This window comes from Caldovatus sediminis, from assembly GCF_014644455.1.
Classification (GTDB): domain Bacteria; phylum Pseudomonadota; class Alphaproteobacteria; order Acetobacterales; family Acetobacteraceae; genus Caldovatus; species Caldovatus sediminis.
Window position 1 is genome coordinate 16,009 of sequence record NZ_BMKS01000010.1, and the last position, 15,596, is coordinate 31,604.

14 protein-coding genes are annotated in these 15,596 nt (G+C 75.0%); 11 read left to right on the forward strand and 3 right to left on the reverse strand.

Annotated features, from left to right (window positions below; genetic code table 11):
• Positions 1-231: 231 nt before the first annotated feature.
• Positions 232-1,494: a glycosyltransferase family 4 protein gene (locus IEX99_RS15265; RefSeq protein WP_188901811.1), complete on the reverse strand. Its 1,263-nt coding sequence runs from the start codon at positions 1,492-1,494 to the stop codon at positions 232-234.
• Positions 1,495-2,419: 925 nt separating this feature from the next.
• Here IEX99_RS15265 and IEX99_RS15270 point away from each other — a divergent pair.
• Genes IEX99_RS15270 through IEX99_RS15280 form a run of 3 tightly spaced genes read left to right on the forward strand, consistent with a single transcriptional unit; the run spans position 2,420 to position 5,534 of the window.
• Positions 2,420-3,553 (forward strand): GHMP family kinase ATP-binding protein, encoded by a 1,134-nt coding sequence (locus tag IEX99_RS15270; protein ID WP_229678064.1) that lies wholly within the window; start codon positions 2,420-2,422, stop codon positions 3,551-3,553.
• On the forward strand, positions 3,550-4,143 hold the full coding sequence (locus IEX99_RS15275; protein ID WP_308421498.1) for a D-sedoheptulose-7-phosphate isomerase: 594 nt from the start codon (positions 3,550-3,552) through the stop codon (positions 4,141-4,143). Before IEX99_RS15270 ends, IEX99_RS15275 begins: the two co-directional genes overlap by 4 nt.
• A 5-nt stretch (positions 4,144-4,148) precedes the next feature.
• Entirely contained in the window at positions 4,149-5,534 is a 1,386-nt protein-coding gene (locus IEX99_RS15280; RefSeq protein WP_188901813.1) for an HAD-IIIA family hydrolase, read from the forward strand.
• On the opposite strand, the gene IEX99_RS15285 is transcribed toward IEX99_RS15280, so the two are convergent.
• Positions 5,510-5,953 carry a RidA family protein gene (locus IEX99_RS15285; protein WP_188901815.1) on the reverse strand — a complete coding sequence of 148 codons (444 nt, stop codon included), beginning with the start codon at positions 5,951-5,953 and terminating at the stop codon, positions 5,510-5,512. The genes IEX99_RS15280 and IEX99_RS15285 overlap by 25 nt on opposite strands.
• 104 nt (positions 5,954-6,057) lie before the next feature.
• Between IEX99_RS15285 and IEX99_RS15290 the strand changes: the two genes are divergently transcribed.
• The 4 genes from IEX99_RS15290 (at position 6,058) to IEX99_RS15305 (ending at position 9,241) form a co-directional block, all read left to right on the forward strand.
• A complete protein-coding gene (locus IEX99_RS15290; protein WP_188901817.1) occupies positions 6,058-6,543 on the forward strand; it encodes a cupin domain-containing protein in 486 nt (161 codons plus the stop codon).
• Between the two features lie 13 nt (positions 6,544-6,556).
• Positions 6,557-7,831, forward strand: a complete 1,275-nt coding sequence (otnK, locus tag IEX99_RS15295) for a 3-oxo-tetronate kinase (RefSeq protein WP_188901819.1) — start codon at positions 6,557-6,559, stop codon at positions 7,829-7,831.
• Between the two features lie 5 nt (positions 7,832-7,836).
• Positions 7,837-8,475, forward strand: a complete 639-nt coding sequence (gene otnC, locus IEX99_RS15300) for a 3-oxo-tetronate 4-phosphate decarboxylase (protein WP_188901821.1) — start codon at positions 7,837-7,839, stop codon at positions 8,473-8,475.
• A 139-nt stretch (positions 8,476-8,614) separates the two neighbouring features.
• Complete coding sequence (locus tag IEX99_RS15305; RefSeq protein ID WP_188901823.1) at positions 8,615-9,241, forward strand: nitroreductase family protein; 627 nt, start codon at positions 8,615-8,617, stop codon at positions 9,239-9,241.
• Positions 9,242-9,397: 156 nt separating this feature from the next.
• Here IEX99_RS15305 and IEX99_RS15310 read toward each other — a convergent pair whose 3' ends face one another.
• Positions 9,398-10,171 carry a GntR family transcriptional regulator gene (locus IEX99_RS15310; protein WP_188901825.1) on the reverse strand — a complete coding sequence of 258 codons (774 nt, stop codon included), beginning with the start codon at positions 10,169-10,171 and terminating at the stop codon, positions 9,398-9,400.
• A gap of 368 nt (positions 10,172-10,539) precedes the next feature.
• Between IEX99_RS15310 and IEX99_RS15315 the strand changes: the two genes are divergently transcribed.
• The 4 genes from IEX99_RS15315 to IEX99_RS15330 all read left to right on the forward strand — a co-directional run bounded on the left by IEX99_RS15315 (position 10,540) and on the right by IEX99_RS15330 (position 15,401).
• A complete protein-coding gene (locus IEX99_RS15315) occupies positions 10,540-12,702 on the forward strand; it encodes a malate synthase G (protein WP_188901827.1) in 2,163 nt (720 codons plus the stop codon).
• Positions 12,703-12,933: 231 nt separating this feature from the next.
• The gene (locus IEX99_RS15320) at positions 12,934-14,199 is read left to right on the forward strand and encodes an MFS transporter (protein WP_188901829.1); all 1,266 of its coding nucleotides are present in this window, start codon (positions 12,934-12,936) and stop codon (positions 14,197-14,199) included.
• A 72-nt stretch (positions 14,200-14,271) separates the two neighbouring features.
• Positions 14,272-14,754 carry a hypothetical protein gene (locus IEX99_RS15325; protein ID WP_188901831.1) on the forward strand — a complete coding sequence of 161 codons (483 nt, stop codon included), beginning with the start codon at positions 14,272-14,274 and terminating at the stop codon, positions 14,752-14,754.
• 14 nt (positions 14,755-14,768) lie between these two features.
• Entirely contained in the window at positions 14,769-15,401 is a 633-nt protein-coding gene (locus IEX99_RS15330) for an aspartate/glutamate racemase family protein (protein WP_188901833.1), read from the forward strand.
• Positions 15,402-15,596: the final 195 nt, after the last annotated feature.

Consider the following 15,596-nt stretch of genomic DNA (forward strand, 5'->3'; position numbering starts at 1 on the left):
GGAGAATATCAACTTCGAGTTTCAATTTCCAGATGATGATTCGGGAATTGGACGATCCCCCGCCTCGCTCGGCGAGGGAGGCCATCCCCCGGCCGACCGGCCCGGGGGGCTGCGAGACAGCGCCAGGCTGCGAGGCGCGAGGCTTCGGCAGGGGCCGGAGATCGTCGCGGCTCCCTCCGACGCAACGCGCGGACGCACCGCCCGCGGCCGGCCTGCGCTGACGGAGGCGGCTCAAAGCGCGTCGAGGATCTCCGCGAGACCGGCGAACACCCGCTCGGGCGCGTAGTGGCGGCAGTAGTCGAGCGCGCGCCTCTCCCGCTCGGCGAGGCCCGCCGCATCACCCGCGAGGCGCACCGCCGCGCACGCGAAGTCCTCGGCACCGTCGGCAACGGTGAGCGGGCGGCACGGTTCGCGCACGAAGCCCTCCGCGCCCACCGACGTCGTCACCACCGGCAGCCCGTGCGACACGCAGTCGAGCACCTTGATCTTGAGGCCCGAGCCAGCGAGCACCGGCGCCACCGCCGCCGCGCTCCGGTGCAGCACCGCGCCGAGGTCCGGCACCACCCCGCGCAGCGTCACGCCCTCCGGCACCTTGGCGCCGAGCGCGCGGCCGACCGTGCCGCAGACCTCGAGCCGGGCCGCCGGCAGCGCGGCACGGATCCGCGGCCACACCTCGGCGAGGAACCACCGCATCCCATCCACATTGTGCACGCTGTCCGAACCGACGAAGGCGAGCAGCCCCGGCTCGCGCGCGACGCCCGCCGGACGGGGCCGGGGACGGACGGGCATCGGCGCGGACAGCACCCGCCGCGTTGGCAGGAGCCCGCTCAGCAGTGCCGCCTCCTCCGGCTGCGCCGTCACCACCACATCCGCCAGGCGCAGCAGGTCCAGCTCCTCGTCGCGCGTGAGGCTGGGCGGATAGAGGCGCAGCCCGCGGGCCGAAAGCGACTGGTGGCGCTGGTGGAACACGTCGTGCGCGATCAGGATCGAGGGGATGCGCGCGAGCGCCGCGGCGCGCAGCAGCGGCGCGCGGAAGATGGTGTCGATCAGCACCGCGCGGGGGCGCAGCGCGGCGATCCGCGCGGCGGCCCAGTCGACGGAGCGCTGGTCGATGAAGCGGCCGAGCACGGCGTCCACCACGCCGTAGTCTCCGGCCCTGGCGCGGCGGCGGACGCGTTCGCGCGCCGGGCCGGGCAGGATGCCGATCGCCCGGCGCGCGAGGATCCGCGCGGCGTGCCGCGGCGCGACCGTCGCCACCCAGCCGCGGCCGCCGACGAGACCGGGCCCCTCGACGCGCACGTGGTCGGGATCGAGCGCCCGGCCGAAGCGTTGCAGCGGCCAGGGCATCTGCGGCCGCGCGAGCATGAGCACGACCTCGTGGCCGCGCGCGACCAGGTAGGACAGGATCGCGTGGTTGCCGGCGAGGTGCCCGGCCTCCCCCGGCCGCGGCAGCTCCACAGTGACGAAGACGAGGGGCGCGTCGATCGGTCGCACCGCCCTCCCTTCGCCTTGTGGCGTCGTCCGGTCCTGCCGCACGTCCCTCGCCCTCCGAAGCCGCTGCCGAACCGTTGCGGCGCGGAACGACTCCTACTGGGAAGCCGGGACCGGGAATGACACAAGGGGGTGACCCCTGGCGGCGCCGACCGGCCCCTTGCGCCCCCCGCAGCGTCGCGCCGCCGGGCGGTAACGGGTTCCGGGCACGCCGGGTGCCGCTACGCCGCGGCCAGGAACCTTCGGAGGCGCGGCGTCGTTGCCGTGCGCACCTGGAACCGAAGCGCCGCGGCAGCCGACCTGCATCCTGGCGATCCCGGCCCTGCCGCCGCGATCCGCACGCGACGGGCGGCGAGGCTGCCTGTGCGACTGCGGGGCGGCTCCGGTGCGGCGGACGGTCCACGGCTTCGCCCGGGTCGCGGTGGCCGGCAACCCCGCGTCCGCCGCCGCGGCGGCCATCGGGGCGGCGCGCGCGACCTCGGGCTCTCGGCCGCCGACACGGGGGGACGGATCGCGCTCATCGGCGGCGGCGCGGTGCCCGGGCCCGGGCGGCGGGAGCGCTGCTCGGACGGCTTGCGGCGCTGCCGGCGATCGCGCCGCCTTGAGCGGGCGCGTCTTCCCGCGCCCGGAGGTTCCGCGCCGCCCTGGCGGTCCGAGAGGCTGCGCGCCTCGCGCTGCCATGGCCGCTGCTCCCGTGACCTCGCGCCTCCACCCGCACATGCCGCGCACGACGCGGCGCACAACCACGGATGCCCGCGCGGCGCGCTTCCCGGCTTCGGCCATCGGCCCGCGCGGGAGCGGCGAGCGCGCCCGCGATGCGGCGCCCGCCATCAACAAGCGATGAGCCCGTGGCTTCCGGCGGATGCCGGACTCACCACCGACGGCGCCGTGCGCCACTATGACGGCCCGCCAATCGTCCGGAGCCGGCATGGTTGACATGCGGAGGGACATCGTGGCGACGGATCTGCGCCCCGACACGGCGTCGGGCGCACGCCTGCTCCACCGGGCGTTCGCGGCGCCCGTGGCCGGACGCAAGACACGCGCGCGCGCGCCGTTGCGTCTCGGCCTGGCCGGCGGCGGGACCGACCTGTCGCCGTACTGCGACGAGTTCGGCGGCAACGTGCTGAATTGCACGATCGGTGTGTACGCCCACGCCGTGGTCGAGGAGCGCTTCGACTGGTGCGTCTCCTTCTCCGCCAACGACATCGAAGCGGTGGACGAGGCGATGCCCCTCCCGGAGCTGCCGCTGGACGGTGGCCTCGCGCTGCACCGCGGCGTGTACAACCGGATCTTCCGCGAGTTCTGCGGCGGCCGGCCGCTCGCCGTCAGCGTGCACACGGCAGTGGACGCGCCGCCCGGTTCGGGCCTCGGCTCCTCCTCGGCGCTGGTGGTCGCGCTGGTCAAGGCGTATGCCGAGTTCCTCTCGTTGCCGCTCGGCGACTACGACATCGCGCGCCTCGCCTACGTGATCGAGCGCGTGGATCTCGGCATGGCGGGCGGGCGCCAGGACCAGTACGCCGCGGCCTTCGGCGGCTTCAACTTCATCGAGTTCCTGCCGGGCGACCGCGTCATCGTCAATCCGCTGCGCGTCCACCACGCGCACAGCCGCGAGTTCGAGGGCAGCCTTCTCGTCTGCCACACCGGCCGCTCCCGCATCTCGTCGCAGATCATCGAGCAGCAGACGCGCGGCCTGACCCGGCACGCCGAGGACGCGCTCGCCGCGATGCACCAGATCAAGCAGGAGGCCGTGGACATGAAGCTCTGCCTGCTGCGCGGCGACATCCGCGGCATGGCCCGCGTGCTCGGCAGCTCCTGGGAGGCGAAGAAGCGCACCGCCGAAGGCGTGTCCAACACCGAGATCGAGCGGATCTACGGCATGGCGATGGAGGCCGGCGCCTGGGCGGGCAAGATCTCCGGCGCTGGCGGCGGCGGCTTCCTGATGCTGCTCGCGCCGCACGAGCGGCGCCCCGCGATCGCGCGGCGGCTGCTCGCCGAAGGGCTCTCCCTGCTGCCCTGCTCCCTGACGAGCACGGGCGCCGAGAGCTGGGTGGCGCCGGCGTGAGCGACGCGGCATCGGCGATCGCGCGCCACCTGGCCGAATCCGAGGCCCTGCTGGCCGGGATGCGCGCCGACCCCGCCCTGGCCGGACGGATCGAGGCCGCGGCCGCGGCCTGCGCGCGCGCGATCGCCGCGGGCGGGAAGGTGCTGTTCTGCGGCAACGGCGGGAGCGCCGCCGACGCCCAGCACCTGGCGGGCGAGCTGGTCTCGCGCTTCCACTACGACCGGCCGGGCATGGCGGGGCTGGCGCTCACCGTGGACAGCTCCGTCCTCACCGCGATCGGCAACGACTACGGCTACGAGCAGGTCTTCGCCCGGCAGGTGGAGGCGCTGGGCAGGGCAGGTGACGTCCTGGTCGGCATCTCCACCTCCGGCCGGTCCCCGAACGTGCTGCGGGCGATGGAGGCGGCGCGCCGGCGGGACATGACGACCATCGGCCTCACCGGCCGCGACGGCGGGCCGATGGCCGCGCTGTGCGACATCGAGCTGCGCATGCCGTCCGACAGCACGCCGCTGGTTCAGCAGGGCCACATCGTGGCGGGACACGTGATCTGCGCCCTGGTCGAGGCGGCGGTCTGTCCCAGGCCGGGCTGAACGCCATGATCCGCCAGTGCGGGATCCTCGTCGGCGGCCTCGGCACCCGGCTCGGGCCGCTGACGCGCGCGACGCCGAAGCCGCTGCTGCCCGTGGGCGGCCGTCCGTTCCTCGATCTGCTGCTGGAGGAGGCGGCCCGGCACGGATTTACGCGGGTCGTGCTGCTCGCGGGCCACCTCGGCGGGCAGGTGGCGGAGCGCTATGCGGGTATGCGCCGCATCGCCGGCCGCGACATCGCCATCGCCGTCGCCGTCGAGCCGCAGCCCGCAGGGACGGGCGGGGCGCTGCGGCACCTGGCCGACGTGGCGGAGGACGCCTTCCTGCTCATGAACGGCGACTCCTGGTTCGACATCGACCTGCGCGCCTTCGCCGCGCCGCCGCTGCCCGCCGGCGCGCTGGTGCGGATGGCGCTGCGGCGCGCGCCGGACGCCGGGCGCTACGGCGCGGTGCGGCGGGAGGGCGGGCTGGTGCGCGCTTTCTCGCCCCGGGGCGCGGCCGCCACGCCGGGGGAGGTCAATGCCGGTATCTACGTGATGCGGCGGGCGGTCATCGAGAGCATCGGCGTCTCGCCCTGCTCGCTGGAGACCGACGTGTTTCCGCCGCTCGCCGCGGCCGGCGGGATCGAGGGCGTGCCGCTCGACGGCGCCTTCGTCGACATCGGCGTGCCGGAGGACTACGCGGCCGCCGGGGCGACGATCGCGCGGCGCCGTCGCCCGGCGGTGTTCCTCGACCGCGACGGCACGCTGAACCACGACGAGGGCTACACCCACCGCCCGCAGGCGCTGCGCTGGCTGCCCGGCGCGCGCGAGGCGGTGCGGCGGATCAACCGCGCGGGGCTGTTCGCCTTCGTGGTGAGCAACCAGTCCGGCGTCGCGCGAGGCTACTACGACCTCGACCAGGTCGATCGCTTCCACGCCCGCATGGACGAGGATCTCGCCGCGATCGGCGCCCATGTGGACGAGTTCCGGTGCAGCCCCTACCATCCGGAGGCCGTGATCGAGGCCTACCGGCGCGAGTCCCCTTGCCGCAAGCCGCGGCCCGGGATGATCCTCGATCTCGCCGCCGCCTGGCCGATCGACCTGTCGCGCAGCCTGCTCGTCGGCGATCGCGAGAGCGACCTCGCCGCCGCGGCCGCCGCCGGCATCCGCGGCCATCTCTATGCCGGCGGAGATCTCGACGCGCTGATGGCGACGCTGCTGCCGCCGGATCGGCGCGAGCGACCGCCGGGGCCGGCCGGCGACGGACCTTGCGGATCGCCGGCGCCTGCCGTGCCGATCGGGTTGCCCGGACTCGCCGCCGGGAAGCCGACGGCCGCCGCCGCGGGGGCCCCCCTCCGCACCGGCTGGCGTTCGGGGCGCCCCGCCGCTCAGCCGCCGCGGCGCGGGACGTAGCCGATCGCCTCGACCTCCAACGCGCAGTCCATCGGCGTGCGCCCGGCCTGCATCCGGGTGCGGGCCGGCAGCGCCTCGGCCGAGGAGAAGTAGGTGCGGTAGATGCGGTCGAACGCCTCCTGCTGGCGCTGGTCCTTCAGCCAGACGATGACCTTGAGCAGGCAGTCCATGTTCGAGCCGGCGGCCTCCACCAGCGCCTTCAGGTGGTCCATCACGATGCGCACCTGGCGCTCGAAGGGCAGGTCGGGGAAGGGGGGCGGGGGCTCGCCGCGGGCGCGGGCGGCGCGCAGGCGGGCGCAATAGTCCTCCTCGAAGGGCGGCAGGCCCGAGACGTAGATCATGTCGCCGTGGCGGACGCAGAGATTGAACGGCCCGCCGGTCTCGGGCACGGCGGGCGTGCGGATGACCTGCTTGTCCATGGCGAAGCTCCTCTCCTCTTTCCTCGCGGCGCGGCGGGAAGGATGCTAGGGGCGCGGCGGCGGCGCGTCAGCCGCCGCCATCGCCGTGACAGGAGGACCGCCCCGTGCCATCCGCGCCGGACCGCCCCATCGCCCTGCGCGCCGCCGAGGCGCCGCCGCGCGCCCGCGCCACGGGCTACCCGCCCGACCTCGCGCGCAAGGTCGAGGGGCGGGAGAAGCGGCCGCTCGGCGACCCGTTCGGGCTGAGGAATTTCGGCGTCAACCTGACCCGCCTCGCCCCCGGCGCGGCCTCCGCGCTGCGCCACGCCCACGCCACGCAGGACGAGTTCGTCTACGTGCTGGAGGGGAGCCCGACGCTCGTCACCGATGCCGGCGAGACGCCGCTCCAGCCCGGCATGTGCGCGGGCTTCCCCGCGGGCACCGGCGATGCGCACCACCTCGTCAACCGCACCGCGCGCGACGTGGTCTATCTCGAGATCGGCGACCGCTCGCCGGGCGACCGCGTGACCTATCCCGACGACGACCTGCGCGCGGAGATGGGCGCCGACGGCAAGTGGCGCTACAGCCGCAAGGACGGGACGCCGCTCTAGGGAGTGCCCGGCCATGCCCCTCCTGCTCGGCTGCATCGCCGACGACTTCACCGGCGCGACGGACCTCGCCAACACCCTCGTGCGCGGGGGGATGCGCGCGGTGCAGGTGATCGGCGTGCCGCAGGGGGCCCTGCCCGAGGCCGACGCGGTGATCGTGGCGCTCAAGTCGCGCACCGCGCCGCCGCGGGAGGCGGTGGCGGAGAGCCTCGCCGCCTGCGAGGCGCTGCTCGCCGCCGGGGCGCGGCAGGTCTTCTTCAAGTACTGCTCGACCTTCGATTCGACCGACGAGGGCAACATCGGCCCGGTGGCCGATGCCCTGCTGCGGCGCCTCGACGCCGGCTTCGCCCTGGCCTGCCCGGCCTTCCCGACCAACGGGCGGACGATCTACCAGGGGCACCTCTTCGTCGGCAGCGTCTTGCTGAACGAGAGCGGGATGGAGAACCACCCGCTGACGCCGATGCGCGATCCGAACCTGGTGCGCGTGCTGGGGCGGCAGACCGACGGCGCGGTGGGCCTCGTGCCCTATGCGGTGGTCGAGCAGGGCGCGGCGGCGATCCGGCGCGAGATGACGCGGCTCAGGGAGTCCGGCCGGCGCTACGCGATCGTGGACGCGCTGACGGACGCGCATCTGCTCGCCATCGGCGAGGCGGCGGAGCGGCATCCGCTGATCACCGGCGGATCGGGCGTGGCGATGGGGCTGCCCGCGAATTTCCGCCGCGCCGGGCTGCTGCCGGAGCGCGGCGCCGCGGCCGCCGCGCTGCCGCCCGGGCGCGGCCTCGCCGCGGTGGTGGCCGGGTCGTGCTCGCGCGCCACGCTCGGCCAGATCGGCCTGGTGCGGGACGCGGTGCCGACGCTCGAGCTCGACCCGCTGGCGACGCCGGACGCCGCCGCGCTGGCCGAGCAGGCGCTCGCCTGGGCGGCGGGGAGGCTCGCCGCCGACCGGCCGGTGGTGATCGCCGCCTCGGCGCCGCCGGAGAAGGTGGCGGCGCTGCAGGCGCGGCTCGGGCGCGAGGCGGCGGGCGCGCTGGTCGAGCAGGCGCTCGCCGCGGTGGCCGAGGGGCTGGTCGCGCGCGGCGTGCGGCGGCTGGTGGTGGCGGGGGGCGAGACGGCGGGCGCGGTGGTCTCGCGCCTCGGCGTGCGCGCCTTGCGCATCGGGGCGGAGATAGACCCCGGCGTGCCCTGGACCTACGCCGAGCCCGCCGGGCTGCACCTCGCGCTCAAGAGCGGCAATTTCGGCGCGCGCGACTTCTTCCTCAAGGCGTTCGCGATGCTGCCGGCGGAGGGCTGAGGGCGATGGACGAGCAGGCGCTGCGCGCGGCGATCTGCGCGCACGGGCGGTCGCTCTTCGCGCGCGGCTTCTCGGTCGGCTCGGCGGGCAACATCAGCGCGCGCCTGCCCGACGGCGTGCTGATCACGCCGACCAATTCCTGCCTCGGCCGGCTGGAGCCGGAGCGGATCAGCAGGCTCGACCGGGCGTGGCGGCACGTCTCGGGCGATCCGCCCTCGAAGGAGGTGTTCATGCACCGCGCCTTCCTGGAGGCGCGGCCGGAGGCGGGCGCGGTGGTGCACCTGCACTCGACGCACGCCACGGCGATCGCCTGCCTGGCGGCGCCGGGCGAGACCGCGCCGATCCCGCCGCTGACGCCCTACTTCGTCATGCGCGTCGGGCGGACGCTGCCGGTGGTGCCGTATTTCCGCCCGGGCGACCCGGCGATGGAGCCCGCGATCGCCGGGGCCGCGCGCGGCGGGGCGAAGGCGGTGCTGCTCGCCAACCACGGCCCGGTGGTGTGCGGCCGGACGCTGGACGAGGCGGTGCATGCCGCGGAGGAGCTGGAGGAGGCGGCGCGGCTCGCCCTGCTGCTGCGCGGGGCCGGCGCGCGGACGCTGACGCCGGGGCAGGTGGAGGAGCTGCTGGCGACCTTCGGGGGCTGACCGGCGCGGATGCGGCGGGCAGGGCGGCGGCGGAACGCGGCCGCGCCCGCCCTGTCCCGCCGCCCTTGACCAGAGCGGTACGAGTCCGCATGCCGCCCGCAACGGACTGGCATGCCCAGCCGCAGGAGACGAGAGGCCCATGACGGACGCTCCCGCCGCGACCGGCGTGCCGCCCGACCGCACCGCGCCCGCCGCGCACCCGATCGCGCCGCTGCTCGCCTCCCGCTGGAGCCCGCGCAGCTTCCTCGACCGTGAGGTGCCGGAGGAGATGCTGCGGCGCCTGCTCGAGGCGGCGCGCTGGGCGCCGAGCTGCTACAACGCGCAGCCCTGGCACTACGTCATCGCCCGCCGGCACCGCGAGCCGGAGGCCTTCGCCGCCCTGCTCGGCTGCCTCTCCTCGGGCAACCGCACCTGGTGCGCGCGGGCGCCGGTGCTGATGATCTCGGTGGCCCGCATGGACTTCCCGCAGAACGGCAGCCCCAACCGCCACGCCTGGCACGATCTCGGCGCCGCGAGCACGCTGCTCGCGCTGGAGGCGGCGGCGCTGGGGCTGCAGGCGCACCAGATGGCCGGCTTCGACGCCGCGAAGGCGCGCGCCGCCTGCGCCGTCCCCGAGGGCTACGAGCCGGTCGCGGCGATCGCCCTCGGCCATCCCGGCAGCCCGGACGCGCTCGCCGAGCCCTACCGGACGCGCGAGACCAGCCCGCGCATCCGCCGCCCGATCGAGGAATTCGGCTTCCTCGGCCGGTGGGGCGAGGCGCTCTGACGGCGGCCGACCCGGCCGCGCCTTCTGCCCGACCCTGGGGGGCGACCGCCAACGCCCCGGCCTGTGCCGACGCGGCCCGGCTTCGCGGTGGCGGAGGAGATGCGCGGCCCCGGCGGCCCCGAGGCGGAGGCGCTCCCGGCGCGCGGCGCGGCGCGGTCAGGCCGCGCTGCGCTGGCGCCGGCGCTGCTCCACGGCGGCCTCGAAGTCGAAGCTCAGGTGCCAGCCGACATGCGCGGCGAGCAGCGCCTCGGCGCCCGCCCCGTCGCCCGCGGCGAGCTTCGCCACCAGGGCCTCGTGCTCGCGCGCGAGGCGGGCCAGGTCGCGGTGCGGCGCGGCGAGGCCCCAGAGCACGGTGAGCTGCCGCGCCAGGCTGTGCCACACGGCGTGCAGCGTCGCGTTGCCGGAGGCGCGGCAGAGCTCGCCGTGGAACGCCTCGTCCGCGGCGACCGCGGCGACGGTGTCGGCCTGCGCGGCGGCGTGGCGCATGTGCTCCGCGGCGCGGCGCAGCGCGGCAAGGCTTTCCTCGGCGAGCCCGTTCTCCAGCGCGTCGCGCAGCGCGAGCGATTCGAGGGCGAGCCGGACCCGCATCAGTTCGGCCACGCCGCGGTTGGTGACCTGCATCAGCCGCATGCCCTTGTAGGGCGTGCTGACCACGATGCCCTGGCTCTCCAGCAGGCGCAGCGCCTCGCGCACGGGGACGCGGCTGATGCCGAGGTCGCGCGCGATCTCCGCCTCGACGAGGCGGTCGCCGGGCAGGAAGACGCCGCGCGCCGCGGCGGCGACCACGGCCTCCGCGGCCTGCTCGACCATCGTGCGCGGCTGCACGGGAAGGAGCCGGCGCACGGCGGCGGTGTCACGGGCGGCGGGCGAGGGCGAATCCGCCGCGCCGTCGTCCCGCGCGGCAGCGCTCGGGGCAGGGGTCAAGTCCATCACCATGTCGTTTCGCCGCCATCCGCTTGGGGCCGCCGGCACTCTAAATTCAATCTATTGGTTTAGGAAGCATGTTGCGACGGCGTTGCGACCCAATTTTGCGCCGATGCGCGGGTCGCGGTCGGAACGCCGGTCCGTGGGCCTGGCCTTGGCGAACCGGAAGGTTCCGCGCGACCCTGCGTTGGACCCTAACCTTGGTTATGCGCGTTCCGGTTGCGGGCCGACCGCGCCGCCGGGCCCCTTTGCCGCCCCGCTGGTTTGCGCCTAGACACGACGCGGGGCGCACGGCGGCCTTCCGCGGGATCGGACGGCGCGGCGCGCCCGGCACAGCAGGGAAGGCGCCGGAGGACACAGTGGCAGGCTCAGGCATGGACCCGATCGGCAGCGGCCTCGCGGTCGCACGCATCCTGCGCGAGTTCCTGGAGCGGGAGGCCCTGCCCGGCACCGGGGTCGAGCCCGCCCGGTTCTGGGGCGCCTACGAGGCGATCCTGCGCGACCTCGGCCCGCGCAACGCGGCGCTGCTCCGCAAGCGCGACGAGCTGCAGGCGCGCATTGACGCCTGGCACCACGACCATCCCGGCCGGCCGATCGATCTCGCCGCCTACCGTGCCTTCCTCGAGGAGATCGGCTACCTGGTCCCCGAGGGTCCCGACTTCCACATCGGCACCACCGGCGTGGACCCTGAGATCGCCGAGATCGCCGGGCCGCAGCTCGTCGTCCCCGTCTCCAACGCGCGCTACGCGCTGAACGCGGCGAACGCGCGCTGGGGCAGCCTCTACGACGCGCTCTACGGGACCGACGCGATCCCGCAGGAGGGGCCGCCCAGGCCCGGCTACGACCCCGAGCGCGGGCGCAAGGTGATCGAGCGCGCGCGCGGCATCCTCGACCAGGCGGTGCCGCTCGCCCGCGGCAGCCACCGCGACGCGACGGGCTACCGCTTCGAGCAGGGGGCGCTGGTCGTGGCGCTGCGCGACGGCGCCGAGACCGGTCTCGCGCGCCCGGGCCAGTGCGTCGGCTACCTCGGCGATCCGCATGCGCCAGCCTCGCTCGTCTTCGTCAACCACGGCCTGCACATCGAGGTGCGGATCGACCGGAACCATCCGGTCGGCAGGGACGATCCGGCCGGCATCGCCGACGTGGTGATCGAGTCCGCCGTCACCACGATCATGGACTGCGAGGACTCGGTCGCCGCGGTGGACGCCGAGGACAAGGTCGCCGTCTATCGCAACTGGCTCGGCCTGATGAAGGGCGACCTCGAGGCGACGTTCGAGAAGGGCGGGCGGACGATGACGCGCCGCCTTAACCCGGACCGGGTGTTCCAGCGCCCGGCCGGCGGCGGCATCACGCTGCGCGGGCGCAGCCTGATGCTGGTGCGCAACGTCGGCCACCACATGATGACCGACGTCGTGCTCCTCGACGGGCGGGAGACGCCGGAGACGATCCTGGATGCGATGTGCACCGTCGCCATCGCCCTGCACGACATCCGCGGCCGGCGGATGAACTCCCGCACCGGCAGCATCTACATCGTCAAGCCGAAGATGCACGGGCCGGAGGAGGTGGCCTGGGCCAACGAGCTGTTCGCGCGCGTCGAGGACGCCTTCGGCCTGCCGCGCGAGACGCTCAAGATGGGCATCATGGACGAGGAGCGCCGCACCACGGTCAACCTCAAGGAGTGCATCCGCGCGGCGAAGGACCGGGTGGTGTTCATCAACACCGGCTTCCTCGACCGCACCGGCGACGAGATCCACACCTCGATGGAGGCCGGGGCGATGGTGCGCAAGAACGACATGCGCAACACGCCCTGGATCAGGGCCTACGAGGACTGGAACGTGGATGTCGGCCTCGCCTGCGGCCTGCGCGGGCGGGCGCAGATCGGCAAGGGCATGTGGGCCGCGCCCGACGCCATGGCGGCGATGCTCGAGCAGAAGATCGCCCATCCGAAGGCGGGGGCGAACACCGCCTGGGTGCCCTCGCCGACCGCCGCGACGCTGCACGCGCTGCACTACCACCAGGTGGACGTCGCCGCGCGGCAGGAGGAGATCGCGCGCGGCGGGCGGCGGGCGAATCTCGACGACCTGCTGACGATCCCGCTCGCCGGGAACACCAACTGGGCGCCCGAGGAGGTGCAGGCGGAGCTCGACAACAACGCGCAGGGCATCCTCGGCTACGTGGTGCGCTGGGTGGACCAGGGCATCGGCTGCTCCAAGGTGCCCGACATCAACGACGTGGCGCTGATGGAGGACCGCGCCACGCTCCGCATCTCCTCCCAGCACATCGCCAACTGGCTGCGCCACGGCGTGACCACGCGCGCGCAGGTGGAGGAGACGCTGAGGCGCATGGCGGCGGTGGTGGACCGGCAGAACGCGGGCGATCCGGCCTACACGCCGATGGCGCCGCGCTTCCACGGGCCGGCCTTCCGGGCGGCCTGCGACCTGGTGTTCGAGGGGCGCGCGCAGCCGAACGGCTACACGGAGTTCGTCCTGACGGCGCGCCGGCGGGAGGCGAAGGCGGCGCGGCGGCGGGGCGGATAGCGCGCGCCGCATCGCGACGACCCCCGGCGGGCTCCGCCCGCTCGGCGACGGGGCGCCGGCGGTCCGCGTGCGGATCGGCGGCATCCTGCGCCGGCGGGCGCGTCGGGCCATGCGCCTGCCCCGCGTCTGGCGCATGGCCCGACGCGCCATCCCGGACCGGCGCGGATCTTGCTGCGACGCCGTCCCGGGTGGGATCTTTTTCTGAGCATCTCCGTCGGGAGTTCCCAGCCCATGGCCGAGACCACCCCGGGCGGCCGCGCCCTGCGCGTGAGCGCGGGCGTGCTGATCGCCGCCGCCGTCGTCTGCGCCGCGCTCGCGATGGGGCTGCGCCAGAGCTTCGGCCTGTTCCTCGCGCCGATGACCGCGGCCCATGCCTGGTCCGCCTCCGGCTTCGCCTTCGCCATCGCCCTCCAGGTGCTGCTCAACGGTGTGTTCCAGCCGATCTGCGGCCAGATCGCCGACCGCATCGGCGGGCGGCCCGTGATCGTCGGCGGGGCGCTGCTCTACCTGGTCGGCATTCTCGGCATGGCGCTGTCGGACGGGCTGCCGCTCTTCACCTTCTTCGCCGGGCTGGTGATGGGAGTGGCGGTCTCGGCGGCGGGGATGCCGGTGATCATCGCCTCGCTCACGCGGCAGTTGCCGGAGACGCTCCGCAGCCGCGCGGTCGGCGCGGGGACGGCCGGGTCCTCCTTCGGGCAGTTCCTGGTGGTGCCGCTTTCCGGCGCGGCGATCGCGCTCTGGGGCTGGCAGGGCGCGCTGTTCGCCATGGCGGCGGCGTCGCTGCTGATGATCCCGCTCGCCCTGCCGATCAACGACCGGCCGGGGACCGGCGCCGCGCAGGCCGCCCCCGCCGCCGGCGCTGCCGCCCCCGCCGCGCCGGACGAGACGGCGCGCGCGGCGCTGGGCAAGGCCGTGGGCGATCGCAGCTTCTGGTTCCTGTTCTTCGGCTTCTTCGTCTGCGGCCTGCATGTGAGCTTCCTCACGGTGCACCTGCCCGGCTTCATCGCCGCCTGCCACCTGCCGATCACCGTCGGCGCGGCAGCGATCAGCCTGATCGGGCTGTTCAACGTCGCGGGCTCGCTGGTCTCGGGCGAGCTCGCGGGGCGCTGGAAGCGGCGCGAGCTGCTGGTCGGCATCTACGCCTGCCGCGGCGTGCTGATGACCGCGTTCTTCTTCGCGCCGAAGACCACCGAGACGGTGCTGGTCTTCTCCGCCCTGATGGGCGTGCTGTGGCTGTCCACCGTGCCGCCGACCGTGGCGCTCTGCGCGCGGAACTTCGGCACGCGCTGGCTGGCGACGATCTTCGGCCTGGTGTTCCTCGGCCACCAGATCGGCGGCTTCAGCGGTGCCTTCCTCGGCGGCGTGGTCTTCGACCGCACCGGCAGCTACGACCTGATGTGGATCATCGGCATCCTCGCCGCCGCCTTCGCCGCGCTGGTGCACCTGCCGGTGCGCGACGGGCCGCGCGTCGCGGCGCCGGCCCCGGCGACGGCCTAGGGTTCGGCGCGCATCCGCGCTACACCTCCGCACCGGCACGGACTCGCCGGCGGACGGAGGGAGGGGAGGGGAATGATGGTGCCCTACGGGCTCGGGCGACGCGGGCTTCTGCTGGGCGCGGCGGCGCTCGGCGTCGGCCGGCAGGCGGCGGCGCAACCGGCGGGCGGCCGTGGCCCGATGCCGCATGCCTGGCTGTTCGGCGCCTGGACCGGCGGCCTCTTCCCGCCGATCGCGACGCGCGGGCCGGGCTGCTTCGAGCAGCCGACGGTCATCTTCACGCGCGACGTGGTCTTCCGCGTCTCCCTGCTCGACATCGCCTACCGCCAGCGGCTGATCGAGACCGTGGCGGGGCGTGCGGACGGCTCGCTCGAGATCCGCCTCGTGCCGCTGCCGGGGGTGAGCGGCTTCGGCGGGCGGACGCCGCCCGACCTCGGCTTCGGCTGCTCCGGCAACCCGAACCTGCTGCGCGTGGAGCGCCGCGGGCCGGACGAGATCGCCTTCACCGACTGCGCCGAGTTCCCCTCGCCGCTGCGCCGCTGCACCACCGAGCCCTGAGGCCCGCCACCGCCATGCGCATCGCCCTGATCCACGCCCTCCGCCACTCGCCGCCGCCGATCGAGGCCGCCTTCGCCAGGCTCTGGCCTGAGGCGCGGCTGATGAACCTGCTCGACGACAGCCTCTCGGCCGACCTCGCGCGCGACGGGCGGCTGACCGAGGAGATGACGCGGCGGTTCCTGACGCTTGCGCGCTACGCGGCGGGCACGGGGGCGCAGGGCATCCTGTTCACCTGCTCCGCCTTCGGCCCCTGCATCGAGGCCTGCGCGCGCGACCTCGCGCCGCTGCCCGTGCTCAAGCCGAACGAGGCGATGATCGAGGAGGCGGCGAAACTCGGCACGCGCATCGGCCTGCTCGCGACCTTCCCCGCCACGCTCGACTCCATGCCGCCGGAATTCCCGCCCGGCGTGACGGTGGTGCCGAGGCTCGCCGAGGGGGCGCTGGCGGCGCTCGACCGCGGCGATGCGGCGGAGCACGACCGCCTGGCGGCGGAGGCCTCGAAGGCGCTGGCCGATTGCGACGCGATCGCGCTCGGCCAGTTCAGCCTGGCGCGCGCGGCGCCGCTGGTCGCGGCGGCGACCGGCAGGCCGGTGCTGACGACGCCGGAGAGCGCGGTGCGGAAGCTGAGGGCGCTGCTCGGCGCCTGACGCGTCGGCCGGGGCGGGCGCCGGAGAAACCGTCGCAGAGCATCGGGCGCATCGCCCCGGATCCGCACGGTCGCGCCACGGCCGAGGCGCATCGCGCTGTTGTGGTCCGTTCGCGCGGCAGCGTGAGCCGTCGCTGCCTGGTCGCCGGACCCCGGCGCGAGGATGCGGTGGTCGGGCCAGGGCGTGGCAGCAGGA

What these genes read in the sequence shown, in the direction of transcription:
- IEX99_RS15270 (WP_229678064.1), top strand. Translation starts at nt 2,420, where the DNA reads ATGGTTGACATGCGGAGGGACATCGTGGCGACGGATCTGCGCCCCGAC.
- IEX99_RS15280 (WP_188901813.1), top strand. Translation starts at nt 4,149, where the DNA reads ATGATCCGCCAGTGCGGGATCCTCGTCGGCGGCCTCGGCACCCGGCTC.
- IEX99_RS15285 (WP_188901815.1), bottom strand. Translation starts at nt 5,953, where the DNA reads ATGGACAAGCAGGTCATCCGCACGCCCGCCGTGCCCGAGACCGGCGGG.
- otnK (WP_188901819.1), top strand. Translation starts at nt 6,557, where the DNA reads ATGCCCCTCCTGCTCGGCTGCATCGCCGACGACTTCACCGGCGCGACG.
- otnC (WP_188901821.1), top strand. Translation starts at nt 7,837, where the DNA reads ATGGACGAGCAGGCGCTGCGCGCGGCGATCTGCGCGCACGGGCGGTCG.
- IEX99_RS15305 (WP_188901823.1), top strand. Translation starts at nt 8,615, where the DNA reads ATGACGGACGCTCCCGCCGCGACCGGCGTGCCGCCCGACCGCACCGCG.
- IEX99_RS15310 (WP_188901825.1), bottom strand. Translation starts at nt 10,171, where the DNA reads ATGGACTTGACCCCTGCCCCGAGCGCTGCCGCGCGGGACGACGGCGCG.
- IEX99_RS15315 (WP_188901827.1), top strand. Translation starts at nt 10,540, where the DNA reads ATGGACCCGATCGGCAGCGGCCTCGCGGTCGCACGCATCCTGCGCGAG.
- IEX99_RS15320 (WP_188901829.1), top strand. Translation starts at nt 12,934, where the DNA reads ATGGCCGAGACCACCCCGGGCGGCCGCGCCCTGCGCGTGAGCGCGGGC.
- IEX99_RS15325 (WP_188901831.1), top strand. Translation starts at nt 14,272, where the DNA reads ATGATGGTGCCCTACGGGCTCGGGCGACGCGGGCTTCTGCTGGGCGCG.
- IEX99_RS15330 (WP_188901833.1), top strand. Translation starts at nt 14,769, where the DNA reads ATGCGCATCGCCCTGATCCACGCCCTCCGCCACTCGCCGCCGCCGATC.